The following is a 13842-nucleotide window of genomic DNA, read 5'->3' as shown; positions in this document are numbered from 1 at the left end:
GCCCAGGCCCCACCCCAGCAGGAAGATGAAGATCGGCGAGGTCGAGTTGAGGATGGTCGCCAGCCCCGCATCCACGCTGCGTTCGGCCCACGCGATCAGCGTGAACGGCAGCACGCTGTTCAGACAAGCCTGCAGCGCGAAGCGCCGCCACGTTGCGCCGTCTTTCGGCAATCGCACGCCGCGCAGGCGCAGCACCGCGAGCAGCAGCAACCCCGCGATCAGGGTGCGTGCCGCGATCAGCGTGACCGGCGGGATCGTCGCCACGCCGATCTTGATGAAGGTGTACGAGGCACCCCAGCAGGTCGCGAGCACCGCGAGCAGCGCCCATTCGAAGGCAGGGGCGTGGGGTCGGCTTGAAGCGGCGAGCGGGGTCGTTGGCATGGTGCGCCGATCTTCGCGAGACCGGCCCCTCGACACTTCGCTCGTGGACGAAATGTGGGCGCGAAAGCCTCAGTGATCGTGGCCGTGGCTTCGCGCCGGGGCACTGCCGTTCAGCAGCGCCGCCAGGTCCACTTCCTGCTCCGCCGCCGCCCCCGCGATCACGCGCTGCTCCAGCTCGTCCAGGTGCTCCAGCGCCACGGCCAGCGCGGCGTCGAGCGAGTCGCCCATGAGCGCTTCGATGATCTGTTCGTGCTCGCGCGGCGCGCAGCTCGCGGCCTCGGCCGAGTCGTACAGTGCCTTGTACAGCTCGGTGTTCGCAATCAGCCGCCGGATGTACGACAGCAGCTCGTCGCTGCCCGCCATCTGCGCCAGCAGCAGGTGGAAGTCGCCGGCCAGGCGGATCGCGTCCTCGCGCCGGCCTTCCTTGAACGCCTTCTGCTCCGCCTGCACGTGCTTGCGCAGCGCGGCCACCTGCTCGCGCGCCAGCCGGCCGAACAGCGTGGCGACCAGCCCGGCCTCCACGATGCGGCGCGCGCGGTAGATGCCGCGCATGTCGTCGATCGACGGGTTGGGCACGAAGGCGCCGCGGTTGTGCTCCAGCACCAGCCGCTTCTCGGAGCCCAGCCGCGCCAGCACCTTGCGCACCGCGCCGCGCGTGCAGCCCAGCGCCTCGGCCAGCGCACGCTCGCGCAGCGGCGTGCCGGGGCGCAGCTTGCCGCTGAGCAGCGCCTTGGACACGGCGGCGTAGACGCGCTCGTCCACGTTCGCGTCGTCAGCGGACTCGATGGGTTCAGTCGAAGGGGCGGGCGCGGCGGATCGGCGGGTGGCGGCAGGCATGGGCCTGCGGATTATTGCCTGCACCCCGCCACCTCCGGGAAAGCCCCCGGATTGACGCGGCCCGCCCGGCTCCGTACCATTCGCGCCGTTTGGTTAACCAAAATATATAAAATGGTTAACCAAAATAGGATCGAATTTCCAACCACCCGAACACACAGAGACATCCCATGAAACTCGCCAAATGGCTGGCCCTGCTGCCGGTCGCCGCCTTCTTCAGCGGGGGATGGCTGTCGTCCGTCGCGCCCACCTTCGTGCTCGGCATGCCTTTCCTGATGGTCTGGAACGTGAGCTGGCTGGTGCTGACCTCGCTCATCATGGTGGTGATCGACCGCGCCGAAGGCGACCTCGACGCGCAGGACGCGCAGGCTGCAGGAGACGCGCGATGAACGCCGCACTCGGCGTGATCGCGCTGTTCGTGGCCGGCGCCCTCGGCCTGGCCGTGCTCGCGCGGCGCGGGCGCACCATGAGCCTGGAGCAATGGGCGCTGGGCGGGCGCGGGCTGGGCACGATCATGGTGTTCCTGCTCATGGCGGGCGAGTCGTTCTCGACCTTCACCTTCCTGGGCGCCAGCGGCTGGTCGTACAGCAAGGGCTCGCCGGCCTTCTACATCCTGGCCTACGGCGGCCTGGCCTACCTCATGGCCTTCTGGATGCTGCCGGCCATCTGGCGCTACGCCACCGCGCACAAGCTGGTGTCGTTCTCCGACTTCTTCGCCCACAAGTACGACAGCCGCCCGCTCGGCGTGCTGGTGTCCGTCGTGGCGCTCATGGGCATGGTGGCGCTGCTCACCATCCAGCTGCGCGGGCTGGGCATCATCGTGTCGGAGGCCTCGTACGGCTCCATCGCGCCGCAGGTGGCGATCTGGATCGGCACGCTCGTGATGGTGAGCTACATCCTGTTCTCGGGCATCCACGGCTCGGCCAGCATCGCCATCGTGAAGGACATCCTGATCCTCGTGCTCGCCGTGTTCCTGGGCGTGTACCTGCCCTGGCACTACTACGGCGGCGTCACGCCGATGTTCAGCGCCATCCACGCGGCCAACCCCAGCTTCTTCGAGTTTCCGAAAGAGGGCCTGAACCTCACCTGGTACAACTCGACCATCCTGCTCACGGCGCTGGGCTACTACCTGTACCCGTTCAACCTCACCTCGGTGTATGCCGCCCGCAGCGCGAGCGCGGTGCGCCGCAACACCATCCTGATGCCGCTGTACCAGGTGGTCATCGCCTTCCTGTTCCTGGTGGGCTTCGCGGCCATCCTGCAGGTGCCGGGGCTCAAGGGCTCCGAGGTCGACCTGGCCCTGTTCGGCCTCGTGAAGCACACCTTCGACCCGTGGTTCGTCGGCGTGATCGGCGGCACGGGCGTGCTCACCGCGCTGGTGCCGGGCTCGATGATCCTGCTCACCGCTTCCACCGTGATCGGCAAGAACGTCTACAAGGAAGGCTTCGCGCCCCATGCCACCGACAAGCAGGTCTCGCGCGTGGCGCGCGGCGTGCTGCCCGTGTTCGCATTGGTGGCCGTGTACTTCGTGCTGCGCGGCGGCACGACCATCGTGGCCGTGGCCATCTTCGCGTCGAGCCTGCTCACGCAGCTGCTGCCCTCGCTGCTGTTCAGCCTCATGAAGAAACCCTTCGGCAGCAAGCACGCCGCCTTTGCGGGCATCCTCGCGGGCGGTGCGGTGCTGGCCTTCACGATGACCACCGGCGCGAACCTCGGCACGCTGTTCCCGGCGGCGCCCGTGGTCTTCAAGTCGCTCAACACCGGACTGGTGGCGCTGGCGGTCAACGCGCTGGTCTTCGTGGCGGTGGCGCTCGTCACGCCGCGCGTGCTGCCGCGCACCGTGGCGGCGCAACCCGCCTGACCGGTCTTCCTTTGCCTCTGACCCACGAACGAAATCGAATGACCTCGCAGCTCCTGATCCGCAACGTGCGCCCCCTGGGTGCGTCTCCTGTCGATGTGCGCGTGCACGACGGCCGCATTGCCGAGATCGGCGCGGCGCTGGCCGCACCGGCCGGCGCCATCGTCGAAGACGGCGAGGGCGCCTTGCTGCTGCCCGGCCTCGTCGAAGGCCACACCCACCTCGACAAGACCATGTGGGGCATGGACTGGTACCGCAACGAGGTCGGCACGAATCTCACCGACAAGATCGAGAACGAGCGCGCCTTCCGCCACGCCAGCGGGCACGACGCCGCCGCGCAGTCGCTGGTGCTGGCCAAGGCCTTTCTCGCGCTCGGCACCACGCGCCTGCGCACGCACGTCGACGTCGACACCCAGGCCGGCCTGCGCCACCTCGAAGGCACGCTGCGCACGCGCGAGACGCTGCGCGAGGTGCAGCAGATCCAGGTCGTCGCGTTTCCGCAGTCGGGCCTGCTCGGGCGCGCCGGCACCGCCGAGCTGCTCGACCAGTCGCTCGCCCTGGGCGCCGACGTGCTCGGCGGCCTCGACCCCTGCGCCATCGACGGCGACCCCGTGAAGTCGCTCGACGTGCTCTTCGGCATCGCCCACAAGCACCAGCGCCCCGTCGACATCCACCTGCACGAGCCCGGCGCCATGGGTGCCTTCTCGCTCGAGCTGATCCTGCAGCGCACCGAGGCGCTCGGCATGCAGGGCCAGGTCGCGATCAGCCACGGCTTCTGCCTGGGCGACGTGAGCGAACGCGAGCGCGACGTGCTGCTCGCGCGCATGGCCAAGCTGGGCGTGGTGCTCGTCACCAGCGCGCCGGCCTCGCGCAACGTGCCGCCGCTCATGGCGTGCCGCGCCGCCGGCGTCACCGTGCTCGGCGGCAACGACGGCATCCGCGACACCTGGTCGCCCTACGGCAACCCCGACATGCTCGAGCGCGCCATGCTCATCGGCCTGCGCTACAACCTGCGCCGCGACGACGAGCTCGAAGTGGCGCTCGACACCGTCACCCATTCCGGCGCGCGCGGCTGCGGCTTCGCGGCCTACGGGCTCGACGTGGGCTGCCGCGCCGACCTCGTGCTGGTCGACGCACAAACGCCCGCGCAGGCCGTGGTGGGCCGCCCGGTGCGCAAGCTCGTGGTGTCGGGCGGCCGCGTGGTCGCGCGCCATGGCACGCTCGTGCCCGGCGCCGTGCCCGCGTGAGCCGCGTCGCACGCCCCGCACCCGACAACCCGCGCACCGGCGCGGGCCCGGTTTTCTTCGCCTGCGTGGTCGTGCTGGTGGCGCTCAACCTGCGCGCCTTTCTCACGTCGAGCAGCCCCTTGCTCGAACCGATCCGCGCCGCCACCGGCATCGGCTTCCATGCCGTCGCGTTGCTCACGGTGCTGCCGATGTTCGCGATGGGCGCGGTGTCGCTGTCGGGCGCGGCCGTGGGTCAGCGCCTGGGCGCGCGCGGCGGCATCGCGCTCGGGCTCGGTGCCATCGCGCTGGCCTGCGCCAGCCGCTACGTGGCGGGCGGCGCCGCGGCGCTGCTGTGGAGCGCCGCGCTCGCGGGCGCGGGCGTGGGGCTGGTGCAGGCGCTCATGCCCGGCGTGGTCAAGCAGGCCTACCCCGCGCGGCTCGGCCTCATGACCGGGCTCTACTCGGCCGCCATCATGGGCGGCGGCGGGCTCGGCGCCATGGCCAGCCCGTGGCTCGCGCGCGCCGTGGGTGGCGATGCACAACTCGACTGGCACGCCGGCCTCGCGATGTGGGCGGTGCTCGCGATCGTGGCGCTGGTGGCGTGGCTGCGCGGTGCGCGGCAGCTGCCGTCCGCGTCGTCATCTGCGCGAGGCGCCACCGACCCGTCGCTCGACCGCGCCTGGCTGCGCTGCTTCGGCCATCGCCGCGCGTGGCTGCTGGCGCTGTGCTTCGGCCTCATCAATGGCGGCTACACCAGCCTCGTCGCGTGGCTGCCGCATTACTTCCATGCCGAGCGCGGCTGGACGGCGCAGCAGGGCGGCGCCGTGCTCGCGCTCATGACGCTGGCGCAGGTCGTCGGCGCGCTCACGCTGCCGGCGCTCGCGCGGCGCGGCGGCCAGCGCGACCTGCGGCGCTGGCTGGTCGGTGCGCTGCTCGCGCAACTGGCGGGCTTTGCGGCGCTCGGGCTTGCGCTGCCCGTGCCGGCGGCCGTCATCGCCGTCGTGCTCGGCGCCGGCCTGGGCGGTGCGTTCTCGCTGTGCATGGTGCTCGCGCTCGACCACCGGCCCGACCCCGCGCAGGCCGGCGCGCTCGCGGGCTTCATGCAGGGCGTGGGCTTCATGATCGCGGCGCTCGCGCCCTTCGTCACCGGCTGGGTGCGCGAGCAGACCGGCGGCTTCACCATGGCCTGGGCCTACCTGGCCGCCGTCACCGTGCTGCTGCTGCCCGCCGTGCTGCGCTTCGACCCGCGCCGCTACGCGAGTGCCACCGCCGGCCTGTTCGGTGCGCAGGCTGCGTCCGCGCCGTCCCCCATCGACCAGGCCCGCAAAGCCTGAGACCCAAGGAGATTCGACCCATGTACAACGAACACTTCATGCAGCGCGCCCTGGCCCTTTCGGCCCGGGCGCTCCAGGAGCCCGGCACCGAGCCCTTCGGCGCGGTCGTCGTCAAGAACGGCGAGGTGGTGGGCGAGGGCTTCAACCACTCCGTCGCGCACCACGACCCCACCTCGCACGGCGAGGTCGAAGCCATTCGCGATGCCTGCCGCCGGCTGGGCACCGTCGACCTGTCGGGCTGCGAGCTCTACACCTCGTGCGAGCCCTGCGCCATGTGCGTGGCGGCCATGCACATCGCGGGCATCGGCCAGCTGTACTACGCGGCCACGCTGGCGCAGTCGGGCGAGGCTTTCAAAGGCGTGACCGTGGCGGCGCGCCACCCCATCGACGTCGACGTGCTGCGCACCGAAGCCGGCGCACCGCTGGCCGCGCGTGCGCAGCCGGCCGAACAGAAGATGGACGCCGAAGCCGTGCGCATCCTCTCGGCGTGGGCCGAGCCGCGACGCGGCGACTGAAGCAAGCGCTACGCGGCAGCAGCGTCGCCGCGCGTTGCGGCTTCGAACTCGGCGCGATTGAGCAGGCCGAAGTACAGCACGTCGTACCACTGCAGCCCCAGCGGATATTCCGTGGCGCGGCTGCGCGTGCTGTCGCAGTCGTCGTCGAAGCGCAGCCCGAAGAACGCATCGAGCGGGGCCGCCTGCTTTTTCGCACCGGCTTCGCGCAGCACCTGCGCCGCTGCCGCGATGTCTTGCGGCAGCGCATCGAGCGCGGCGCCGGCCTGCTGGCAGCGCGCGAGCTCCTTCTCGACGCAGGCCCGCAGCGGGGCCTCTTCCGATTCGGTCATGGTGTCGAGCTCGACCGTCTCCAGCAGCAGGTGCTCGTTGCGGTGGGCTTCGAGAAAAGCCAGGGTCTCGTCCAGCCAGCCCGGCAGCTGCGTCGAGCCCGTCGCGGGTGTGGCCGCTGCGCGCGCGGCAGTCGCAGGCGGTGCCTTCGGTGCGGCGGGCGGCGAGAACCAGCCCTTGAGCCGGTCGACGAACGACGTGGCTTTCGGCGCGGCCACGACGGGCGCTACTGCGGGCGCGGGCGCAGGCACCGGCGCCTGCGCCGCTAGGTACCGCATGATGTCGATGAGCCGCTTCACCCGCGCAAAGCCCGGCTCGAAGCGGCCGCTGATCGCGTACAGCCGGACCTTCTCATCCCCCTCGTCGCTGTCGAGTCCGTCGGAGATCAGCGACGCGCACAGTTGCGGATCGCCCGACATCAGCAGCCGGTACATGAACGGAATGTCGTAGTTCCATTCGGACAGGCCCGAGATGGTTTCGGGCCGGTCCGTGTACGCCGTGGGCCGGTTGGTGAGGCTGTAGAGGTAAGAACGATTGGCCATGGATCAAAGTGTGAATGGCGGCTGCAATGCGAGCGCGTCGCCGTGACAAGAATGAAGAAGAGCCGCCTCTCGCGAAGCGGCCTTCGGCCTGGTCGGCAGATTCTGCCTTCGCCAGATTTACACTCCGCCCCATGCAAGGAAAGCAAGGAAGCAACGACGTTCAGCGCGGCCTGCAGCCCGTGGTGGAGCTGCGGTCTGAAGGCGCGTCGTACCTGTATTCCGTGCGCGCGCCGCGCTCCAAGGGCGTGATCCCGCCCAGCTCGTACAGCCACACCGGCTTTGCCAGCGTGGCCGATTGCCTGCGCGACATTGCACGCGCGCTCGGCGGCAACTTCAGTCGCATCTACGTGCGCCTCGAAGGCCACTGCGTCGGCGAGCGCGACATTGCCGAGCTGCGCAAGGCGCCCGACATCGTCGCGGCCGAACTGCAGGCCCTGTGCCGCGCGGTGATCGCCGAGCAGCAGAAGCAGCAGCAACAAGACCAGAGCGAAGTCACCACGCCGCGCTGCTAGCCGCGCGAAGCGGCGTGTCGTTCGTTCACTGCGGCACGTTCACGATGGTCGCCTGCATCATCGCCACCACCTTGTAGTCCGTGTCGCCCGCCTTCGCGAAGGCACGCACTTCGCCCGTGCACACCGCGAGCAGCTTGCCCGAGCTCTGCACCCGGCCCACCGCCAGGAAGCGCTCGCCCAGCGCGGGCCGCATGAAGTTGATCTTGAACTCCGCCGTCACCACGTCGCAGCCCTGCGGCGCCTTCGTGAGCCCCGCGTAGCCGCAGGCGCTGTCGACGATGCTCGTCACCGCGCCCGCATGCACATAGCCGCGCTGCTGCGACAGCGCTTTTGAAAACGGCATCTCGATGTGCACCTCGCCATCGCCCACATGCACCAGCCGCGCGCCGAGCGTGGCCATCAGGCCCTGTGCGTTGAAGCTGTCGGAGATGCGGGTGTGGAGGTCGGTCATGGCTGGCAGGGAAAAGAAGCAGAAGAAAAGGGCGTCGGTGGAGGCGCCCCGAGGGGTCACTGCATTCTGCCGCGCGGCGTCATTTCTGTTTTCGGACCTCAGCCGCTCGCCCCGGTCGAGTGCCGCGGAGCCGGTGCCTTGTAGAGCGGGTCACCCATCTGGCAGGTGCATTCATGCGGACAGGCCGGCAAAAAGTCGAGCTGAACGCCGAGGGCCCGCTGGTTCTCTACCGACTTGTTCGCAGACGGCTCACGGCCGACAACGTTGCTGGTTTTCGGAAGATCGATCCTGGCGGTGAATTGCAGGTTCTCCCGAAGCACGCGGGCCACGTTGCGACCTCGTTCCAAACCCAGCCCGTGAGGGCGATGGTCACGCTCCTGGGGCTCGACCGAGGCTCCGACATAGATCGCCTCATGGTTGGGATAGCGCATTCGAAGCTCTGTCATCCAGCTGCCAAGCCGCAGCACTTGATCGGCCGATACGGCCGCGGAGTCTCGGTCGAAGTACACGTAGAAGACCTTGATGGGACTGCATGCGAGCACGGCGGTCGGCCCGAGTGTTGCCAGAGCGAGAGCCACGCCCCTCAGAGATTTCAGATGCCTGATCACGGTGTGCCTTAGCGGGTAACGCCAAGAATATAGGCCGCAAGACTGTCTGCATTCAGCCGGGACTTGAATTCCTTCGCATGCTCTCTGGAGTTCGAGGTTCCGTACCAGGTGTCGTCCGAGCCAAAGGTGTCATCGAAGTGGGTGACCTCATGGATCAGCGTCAGCAATCGCGAGTCACCGTCCAGCACGGCACCTGTGTCGAAATTGGTCTTGTTGTCGAACCTGAAGTCGCAGAAAACAAGCGCAATCGCCACGGTGTGGGTGCCCGTGTCCGGCTTGCAGACTGCCGCGGCGGCGCCGTTCGCGCTGGGCAGAACGCAGGTCGCCACCTTGCCGTCTTCCGTGTATCGAATGAAGTTTTTCGCTTCCATGCCTTGAAGCACACGGATGCATGCGGACAGGCCTTTCTGCAGATGTTCGCGGATGCCTTGATCGGCCACGCCAAACCATTCGCTCACCCGGGCCTGAGCCCCCTTGTCCCATCGCTCCAGTTCCGGGAGCCGCTTTTTCGCGATGTAGTCGATCGCCATGTCGCGCAGCTTCATCACCAAGGCGGCGAACTCCTTGTTCGTCATGTTCGGGCAGATTCTTTCGGTCTGCTCCGCTTCGGGTGGATGCGTGACGCCTTCGTCCACCGCCTGCTTCAGGGCTGCCATCTCCGCTGAAGGCCCGGTGACTGCCGTCATCGCCGATGCCGCCAGATTCGTCTGCGCCGTAGCAGCCTGCCAAGCCCCGTCGTCGCAGGTCGATGTGTGCTGAAGTGTGGCAACCAGCGGCTGTGGCACCGGACAGTGGCAGACCACCACGTCTCCTTCCAGCGCAGCCTCCGAGATGAATCGAGGGCGCCGCGGCCCTCCGGCCTTGGCAATGATGCCGACGCTGTTGCAGCCCTCGCAATAGGCCCTGCCGCCGATCAGGGCGACCCGATGCCCGTGCAGGTCGAACATGGGTCCGCTGTAGGGAAGGATTCGACCACCAGGGACTGGTGGGTCTCCAACCACAAGAATCTTTCGCTCCATTCGATACGCTCCCGTTTGATGACGGGGCGTTGTATGTGGGCGAGCGCGCTAACACTGTTGTCTATCGTCAACCGGTTGGGAGCGCGTCATCGGCGCACGCGCGACCCGCGAATGCGGTCGCACAAAAGCGGCCGGGAATGGCCGGGGTGATCAATCCCACGCCGGCGACAGCCCTTGCGGATCGGTCAGCCGCTCGCCCCGGTCGAGCGTGGCGATCTGCGCCATCTCGGCTTCGGTCAGCGTCAGTTGCTGCGCCTTCAGGTTGCTCTCGAGGTTCGCGCGCTTCGTCGACGACGGGATCACCGCGTAGCCCAGTTGCATCGCCCAGGCCAGCACCACCTGCGCGGGCGTGGCGCCGTGCGCCGTGGCAATCGCGCCGATCACCGGGTCGTTCAGCACCTTGCCGTAGGCCAGCGTCATGTACGAGGTGATGCGGATGCCCTGGCTCTGCGCGAAGGCCGCCACCTTGCGGTTCTGCAGGTAGGGGTGCAGCTCGATCTGGTTGGTGGCGATGGCCGATGCGCCCACGGCCGCAATGGCTTCTTGCATCAGCGCGATGTTGAAGTTCGACACGCCGATCTGCTTCGTGAGCCCCAGCGCCTTGGCCTCGGCCAGCGCGCCCATGAACTCCGCCACCGGCACCGCGTTGGCGGGCGAGGGCCAGTGGATCAGCGTCAGGTCCACATGGTCTGTGCGCAGCTTGGCAAGGCTGTCTTTCAGGCTGGGCACCAGCTTGCTCTTCGCGTAGTGGTCGGTCCAGATCTTGGTGGTGATGAAGAGCTCGTTGCGGGCCACGCCGCTTTCGGCAATCGCCTGGCCCACCTCGGCTTCGTTGCCGTAGATCTGCGCCGTGTCGATCGTGCGGTAGCCCAGGTCGAGGCCGTTCTTCACCGAGTCGATCACCACCTGGCCCTGCAGGCGGAAGGTGCCGAGGCCGAAGGCGGGAATGGGGGTGTGGATGTTCGTGGTCATGGCGTGTGTGTTCCTTGTGTTCAAAGAAAGAAAAAGAAGAGGGGAGAGGACTCAGTGCCCGACCGGCACCGGCCCCGAGGCGCGCACCGGAATGCCGGCACGGCGGTCGAGCGAGCCGCTCCACTGCGTGAGGGCCAGCGACACCAGCACGACGAGTGCGCCGATCCAGGGCGTGTGCATCAGCCCGAGGTGCGTCACGATCAAACCGCCGGCCCAGGCCGCGCCCGCAATGCCCAGGTTGAAGGCCGCGATGTTCAGGCCCGAGGCCACGTCCACCGCCTGCGGCGTGAAGCGTTCGGCCTGCTTCACCACGTACACCTGCAGCCCCGGCACGTTGCCGAATGCCACCGCGCCCCACATCAGCACCGCCACCAGCGCCAGCCACTTGTGCGGCGCCGCGAAGTTGAAGACCAGCAGCACGGCCGCCAGCAGCGCAAAGATGATCTTCAGCGCCGGAATCGGGCCCATGCGGTCGGCCAGCTTGCCGCCCCAGATGTTGCCCACCGCCACCGAGATGCCGTACACCAGCATCACCCAGCCCACCGCGCCGGCGCTGAAGCCCGACACGTCGGTGAGGATCGGCGCGAGGAACGTGAACGGAATGAACGAGCCGCCATAGCCGATGGCCGTCTTGGCATACACCAGCAGCAGGCGCGGCTCGGCCAGCACCTTCGCTTGTTGCGCCAGCGAGGCCGGCGGCGTGTGGCGGATGTTGCCCGGCACGAAGATCCAGCTGCCCACGAAGGCGATCACGCCCAACGCCGACACCGCCAGGAAAGTCTCGCGCCAGCCGAAGTGCTGTCCGATGAACGTGCCCAGCGGCACGCCCGTGACCAGCGCCACCGTGAGGCCCGTGAACATGATCGCGATGGCGCTCGCCGCCTTTTCCTTCGGCACCAGGCCGGTGGCAATCGTCGAGCCGATCGAGAAGAACACCCCGTGCGCCAGCCCCGTGAGCACGCGGGCGGCAATCAGCGATTCATAGCTGGGCGCCTGCCACGCCAGCAGGTTGCCGACCGTGAAGAGCGCCATCAGCCCGAGCAGCAGCGCCTTGCGCGGCAGCTTGCCCGTGAGGGCCGTGAGCACCGGCGCGCCAATGGCAACGCCCAGCGCATAGAGGCTGACCAGCAGGCCCGCCGAGGGAAGGCCGATGCCGAGGTCGGCAGCGACGGTGGGAATGAGGCCAACGATGACGAACTCGGTCGTTCCGATGGCGAAGGCGCTGAGGGTCAGCGCGAGTAAGGCGATTGGCATGAGAGCACTCCTTCTGGGATGAGGAGGAGTGTCTTGCGGTTACCTTTGCGAATTAAGGGGGTGCGTAGCAGAAAATAATTGCTGCAGCAGCAAGAGTGAATGTGTTTCCTACTAGAAAGAGACAGCTGCTGCGTCAGAGGCCGATCATGATCAAAGAATGATGTTTGACGTCGGCATTGGCTCAGCGTTCGAATTGAGTAGTCCGATAGGTACTGCTAAATACATTTCGCAATAGAGCATTAACTCATTGCCACTGCTATGAGCTAAAGCTAGATTTGTTGTGCTGTAGCCTGAGTCATTGAGGCGGCGCGTCAGTTCGTCTGGGGTCGGAGTGTCTTTTGCTAAATGCAAAAAATCAGCGTACTTACTTGACCAACAATATGAATAGGCATCTAGCGGTATGACGCGCACGCAGTGATCGGGTGATTTCCCATAGAATTGAGCAATTATTCGATTTGGCGTCAGAAAAAGTGCTTCACTGCGATACGGTACTCCAAACGATTCCTTGAACCATGCATTGGCTGCATCGTGCAAATGAATTGGCGTATCCCTCGGGTTTCGATCTTTGCGGGTATGAAGTAGTGATGGGCGATCGAGCGGAATATCACGCGACAAACCTCGATAGAAAGGCAGTGTTTCGAATGAGTTCATTTTCGATCTGGGTTTTATCGCGGCTTTCTAGTCGGCCTCGTTGAGTAGCGAGGGGGCTGCTCGAGATAACGGTCTTCCTCAAGAATTTGATCCGCATGTCGCAGGAGGTCGCGGACACGAGAAAGGCGGGAATTTCGCTCGGCCATCATGTTCGAAATAGAATTTCTCTCGCTCCCCTCGTCATCTTCCATCACTGACCTTACATACACTTCAACGCCTGGATACAAGGAAACTAAGACCGCCTTAGCCTGAGTCGGCTTTAGAACTTCAGCGCGTAGTGGCAGTCTTGCAAGTACCTCGTATTCTTCGATGGAAATGTCGCATGTTGGTCGCTGCGTCAGATCAAAGGGCGAAACTAAATCGCGTAGGAGTTTCTGAGCAATGCTACCCACGGTTGAGGTCCATGTGAACTCGTCCGAAGAGCCTGCAAATAAGCCATACCACAACATGCTATGTGGAAAGATAGGGCCAAGCCTCTCAATAAGAACTGCATGAGAAAATGAGCCGGGCAATATCAGGTTGCAAAAGAAGGCGACGCTAAGGGAGTCCATAATTTCTCCCCTACTTCCCTCGCGGATTGCCTTAACGATCGCGCTGAATACGTCGATGCGCTTGTCGTACGCGTCATACAGTAGAGGCGCAGTTTCGCGAAGACCTGGATAGAGAGACATCAGGTGAGTGGCTAAAAGTTCGCGTGGGGCGCGTTTTTTTAGGTACTTAGATAATGCTTCAGTTATCCCTCCCAATTCCGAGTCCTCCTGCGTCGAGAGATCTCCTTTAATTAGTTCGGTAGACCAATTGATGACGGAGGCCATCGCAGAGGACGAATCCATGCCGGTCATTTGTCGAATCTGAAGCCAGCGCGTTACGACTTCTGATGTCGAAAGGTTAGGATAGAGAAATGCAGCGCGAGCAACACAATAAGAAAGGGTTCTCTTGCACGACGAGTAATTGGGAAATCCAGGTTGACCGCCGATGGATCGCTGCATTGAAAGACCTTCGCCGAGAGTCAGTCCAATCAATGCAGACAACTCACGTTTATCACGAAGCTGTTTGTTGCGAGCCTTGGACTGCAACGTCAAGGCTTGGTACGACGATACACTTACGACGTGTGCGTATGCTGATATTGGAGCGCGCTCAGGGAAATAGGTGGCGATATCTGCGAAAAAGCTTTCGAGGTCGTCTTTGGAGGGAATTACAACAACTGGTAACCCCAATGCATCCTTGTCTTCATAGGCGCAAAGATGGACGGTTTGCTCTTGCGTTTTTGTCGAAGAAAAAAGATCCCCGACTTTTTTTCCTAGTTGTCGGTCTTCTTCAAAGATTTGGCGTAAAGATTGGAGCTTCTGTTCAGTCAT

At 65.6% G+C, this 13842-nt stretch carries 16 protein-coding genes; 6 read left to right on the top strand and 10 right to left on the bottom strand.

The features are described from left to right. Positions 1-381, bottom strand: a 381-nt coding sequence (locus AC07YS_RS26505) for an EamA family transporter (RefSeq protein ID WP_495269156.1), incomplete at its 3' end; no start/stop codon positions are given. A gap of 69 nt (positions 382-450) precedes the next feature. Then, on the bottom strand, positions 451-1218 hold the full coding sequence (locus AC07YS_RS26500) for a GntR family transcriptional regulator (protein WP_495269155.1): 768 nt from the start codon (positions 1216-1218) through the stop codon (positions 451-453). 167 nt (positions 1219-1385) lie between these two features. Here AC07YS_RS26500 and AC07YS_RS26495 point away from each other — a divergent pair, with 167 nt between their 5' ends. The 5 genes from AC07YS_RS26495 to AC07YS_RS26475 are packed head-to-tail and all read left to right on the top strand — an operon-like array spanning position 1386 to position 6148. Then, entirely contained in the window at positions 1386-1604 is a 219-nt protein-coding gene (locus tag AC07YS_RS26495; RefSeq protein WP_095948148.1) for a DUF3311 domain-containing protein, read from the top strand. Next, the gene (locus tag AC07YS_RS26490; protein WP_159278585.1) at positions 1601-3076 is read left to right on the top strand and encodes a sodium:solute symporter family protein; all 1476 of its coding nucleotides are present in this window, start codon (positions 1601-1603) and stop codon (positions 3074-3076) included. Before AC07YS_RS26495 ends, AC07YS_RS26490 begins: the two co-directional genes overlap by 4 nt. A gap of 38 nt (positions 3077-3114) precedes the next feature. Then, the gene (locus AC07YS_RS26485; protein WP_495269154.1) at positions 3115-4320 is read left to right on the top strand and encodes an amidohydrolase family protein; all 1206 of its coding nucleotides are present in this window, start codon (positions 3115-3117) and stop codon (positions 4318-4320) included. After that, positions 4317-5633, top strand: coding sequence for a cyanate transporter (locus tag AC07YS_RS26480; RefSeq protein WP_495269153.1), 1317 nt, complete (start codon positions 4317-4319; stop codon positions 5631-5633). Before AC07YS_RS26485 ends, AC07YS_RS26480 begins: the two co-directional genes overlap by 4 nt. Before the next feature lie 20 nt (positions 5634-5653). Then, positions 5654-6148: a nucleoside deaminase gene (locus tag AC07YS_RS26475; protein WP_447741076.1), complete on the top strand. Its 495-nt coding sequence runs from the start codon at positions 5654-5656 to the stop codon at positions 6146-6148. Between the two features lie 8 nt (positions 6149-6156). Here AC07YS_RS26475 and AC07YS_RS26470 read toward each other — a convergent pair whose 3' ends face one another. Further along, positions 6157-7017 carry a DUF7822 domain-containing protein gene (locus AC07YS_RS26470; RefSeq protein WP_495269152.1) on the bottom strand — a complete coding sequence of 287 codons (861 nt, stop codon included), beginning with the start codon at positions 7015-7017 and terminating at the stop codon, positions 6157-6159. A 131-nt stretch (positions 7018-7148) separates the two neighbouring features. On the opposite strand from AC07YS_RS26470, the gene AC07YS_RS26465 reads away from it, so the two are divergent. After that, complete coding sequence (locus tag AC07YS_RS26465; RefSeq protein ID WP_095948154.1) at positions 7149-7529, top strand: hypothetical protein; 381 nt, start codon at positions 7149-7151, stop codon at positions 7527-7529. Positions 7530-7554: 25 nt separating this feature from the next. Here AC07YS_RS26465 and AC07YS_RS26460 read toward each other — a convergent pair whose 3' ends face one another. From AC07YS_RS26460 to AC07YS_RS26430, 7 genes are all read right to left on the bottom strand, one after another. Beyond that, a complete protein-coding gene (locus AC07YS_RS26460) occupies positions 7555-7980 on the bottom strand; it encodes a PaaI family thioesterase (protein WP_070060148.1) in 426 nt (141 codons plus the stop codon). 98 nt (positions 7981-8078) lie between these two features. Beyond that, positions 8079-8588 carry a hypothetical protein gene (locus tag AC07YS_RS26455; RefSeq protein ID WP_495269151.1) on the bottom strand — a complete coding sequence of 170 codons (510 nt, stop codon included), beginning with the start codon at positions 8586-8588 and terminating at the stop codon, positions 8079-8081. 8 nt (positions 8589-8596) lie between these two features. Then, the gene (locus AC07YS_RS26450) at positions 8597-9535 is read right to left on the bottom strand and encodes a M35 family metalloendopeptidase (protein WP_495269150.1); all 939 of its coding nucleotides are present in this window, start codon (positions 9533-9535) and stop codon (positions 8597-8599) included. Between the two features lie 222 nt (positions 9536-9757). After that, positions 9758-10579, bottom strand: a complete 822-nt coding sequence (dkgB, locus tag AC07YS_RS26445; protein ID WP_495269149.1) for a 2,5-didehydrogluconate reductase DkgB — start codon at positions 10577-10579, stop codon at positions 9758-9760. Between the two features lie 51 nt (positions 10580-10630). Next, positions 10631-11833, bottom strand: coding sequence for an MFS transporter (locus tag AC07YS_RS26440; protein WP_062474273.1), 1203 nt, complete (start codon positions 11831-11833; stop codon positions 10631-10633). 150 nt (positions 11834-11983) lie between these two features. Continuing rightward, positions 11984-12484 carry a hypothetical protein gene (locus AC07YS_RS26435; protein ID WP_495269148.1) on the bottom strand — a complete coding sequence of 167 codons (501 nt, stop codon included), beginning with the start codon at positions 12482-12484 and terminating at the stop codon, positions 11984-11986. A gap of 14 nt (positions 12485-12498) precedes the next feature. Continuing rightward, complete coding sequence (locus AC07YS_RS26430; protein ID WP_495269147.1) at positions 12499-13842, bottom strand: hypothetical protein; 1344 nt, start codon at positions 13840-13842, stop codon at positions 12499-12501.

This window comes from Variovorax sp. GW458-11-26-14-LB1, from assembly GCF_059423965.1.
The sequence above is the reverse complement of the archived record's forward strand: the minus strand, read 5'-3'. Positions and strand labels throughout refer to the sequence as shown.

Coding starts and splice junctions, on each gene's coding strand:
- AC07YS_RS26500 (WP_495269155.1), bottom strand. CDS start 1,218: ATGCCTGCCGCCACCCGCCGATCCGCCGCGCCCGCCCCTTCGACTGAA.
- AC07YS_RS26495 (WP_095948148.1), top strand. CDS start 1,386: ATGAAACTCGCCAAATGGCTGGCCCTGCTGCCGGTCGCCGCCTTCTTC.
- AC07YS_RS26490 (WP_159278585.1), top strand. CDS start 1,601: ATGAACGCCGCACTCGGCGTGATCGCGCTGTTCGTGGCCGGCGCCCTC.
- AC07YS_RS26485 (WP_495269154.1), top strand. CDS start 3,115: ATGACCTCGCAGCTCCTGATCCGCAACGTGCGCCCCCTGGGTGCGTCT.
- AC07YS_RS26475 (WP_447741076.1), top strand. CDS start 5,654: ATGTACAACGAACACTTCATGCAGCGCGCCCTGGCCCTTTCGGCCCGG.
- AC07YS_RS26470 (WP_495269152.1), bottom strand. CDS start 7,017: ATGGCCAATCGTTCTTACCTCTACAGCCTCACCAACCGGCCCACGGCG.
- AC07YS_RS26465 (WP_095948154.1), top strand. CDS start 7,149: ATGCAAGGAAAGCAAGGAAGCAACGACGTTCAGCGCGGCCTGCAGCCC.
- AC07YS_RS26460 (WP_070060148.1), bottom strand. CDS start 7,980: ATGACCGACCTCCACACCCGCATCTCCGACAGCTTCAACGCACAGGGC.
- AC07YS_RS26450 (WP_495269150.1), bottom strand. CDS start 9,535: ATGTTCGACCTGCACGGGCATCGGGTCGCCCTGATCGGCGGCAGGGCC.
- dkgB (WP_495269149.1), bottom strand. CDS start 10,579: ATGACCACGAACATCCACACCCCCATTCCCGCCTTCGGCCTCGGCACC.
- AC07YS_RS26440 (WP_062474273.1), bottom strand. CDS start 11,833: ATGCCAATCGCCTTACTCGCGCTGACCCTCAGCGCCTTCGCCATCGGA.
- AC07YS_RS26435 (WP_495269148.1), bottom strand. CDS start 12,484: ATGAACTCATTCGAAACACTGCCTTTCTATCGAGGTTTGTCGCGTGAT.
- AC07YS_RS26430 (WP_495269147.1), bottom strand. CDS start 13,842: ATGACTGAACAGAAGCTCCAATCTTTACGCCAAATCTTTGAAGAAGAC.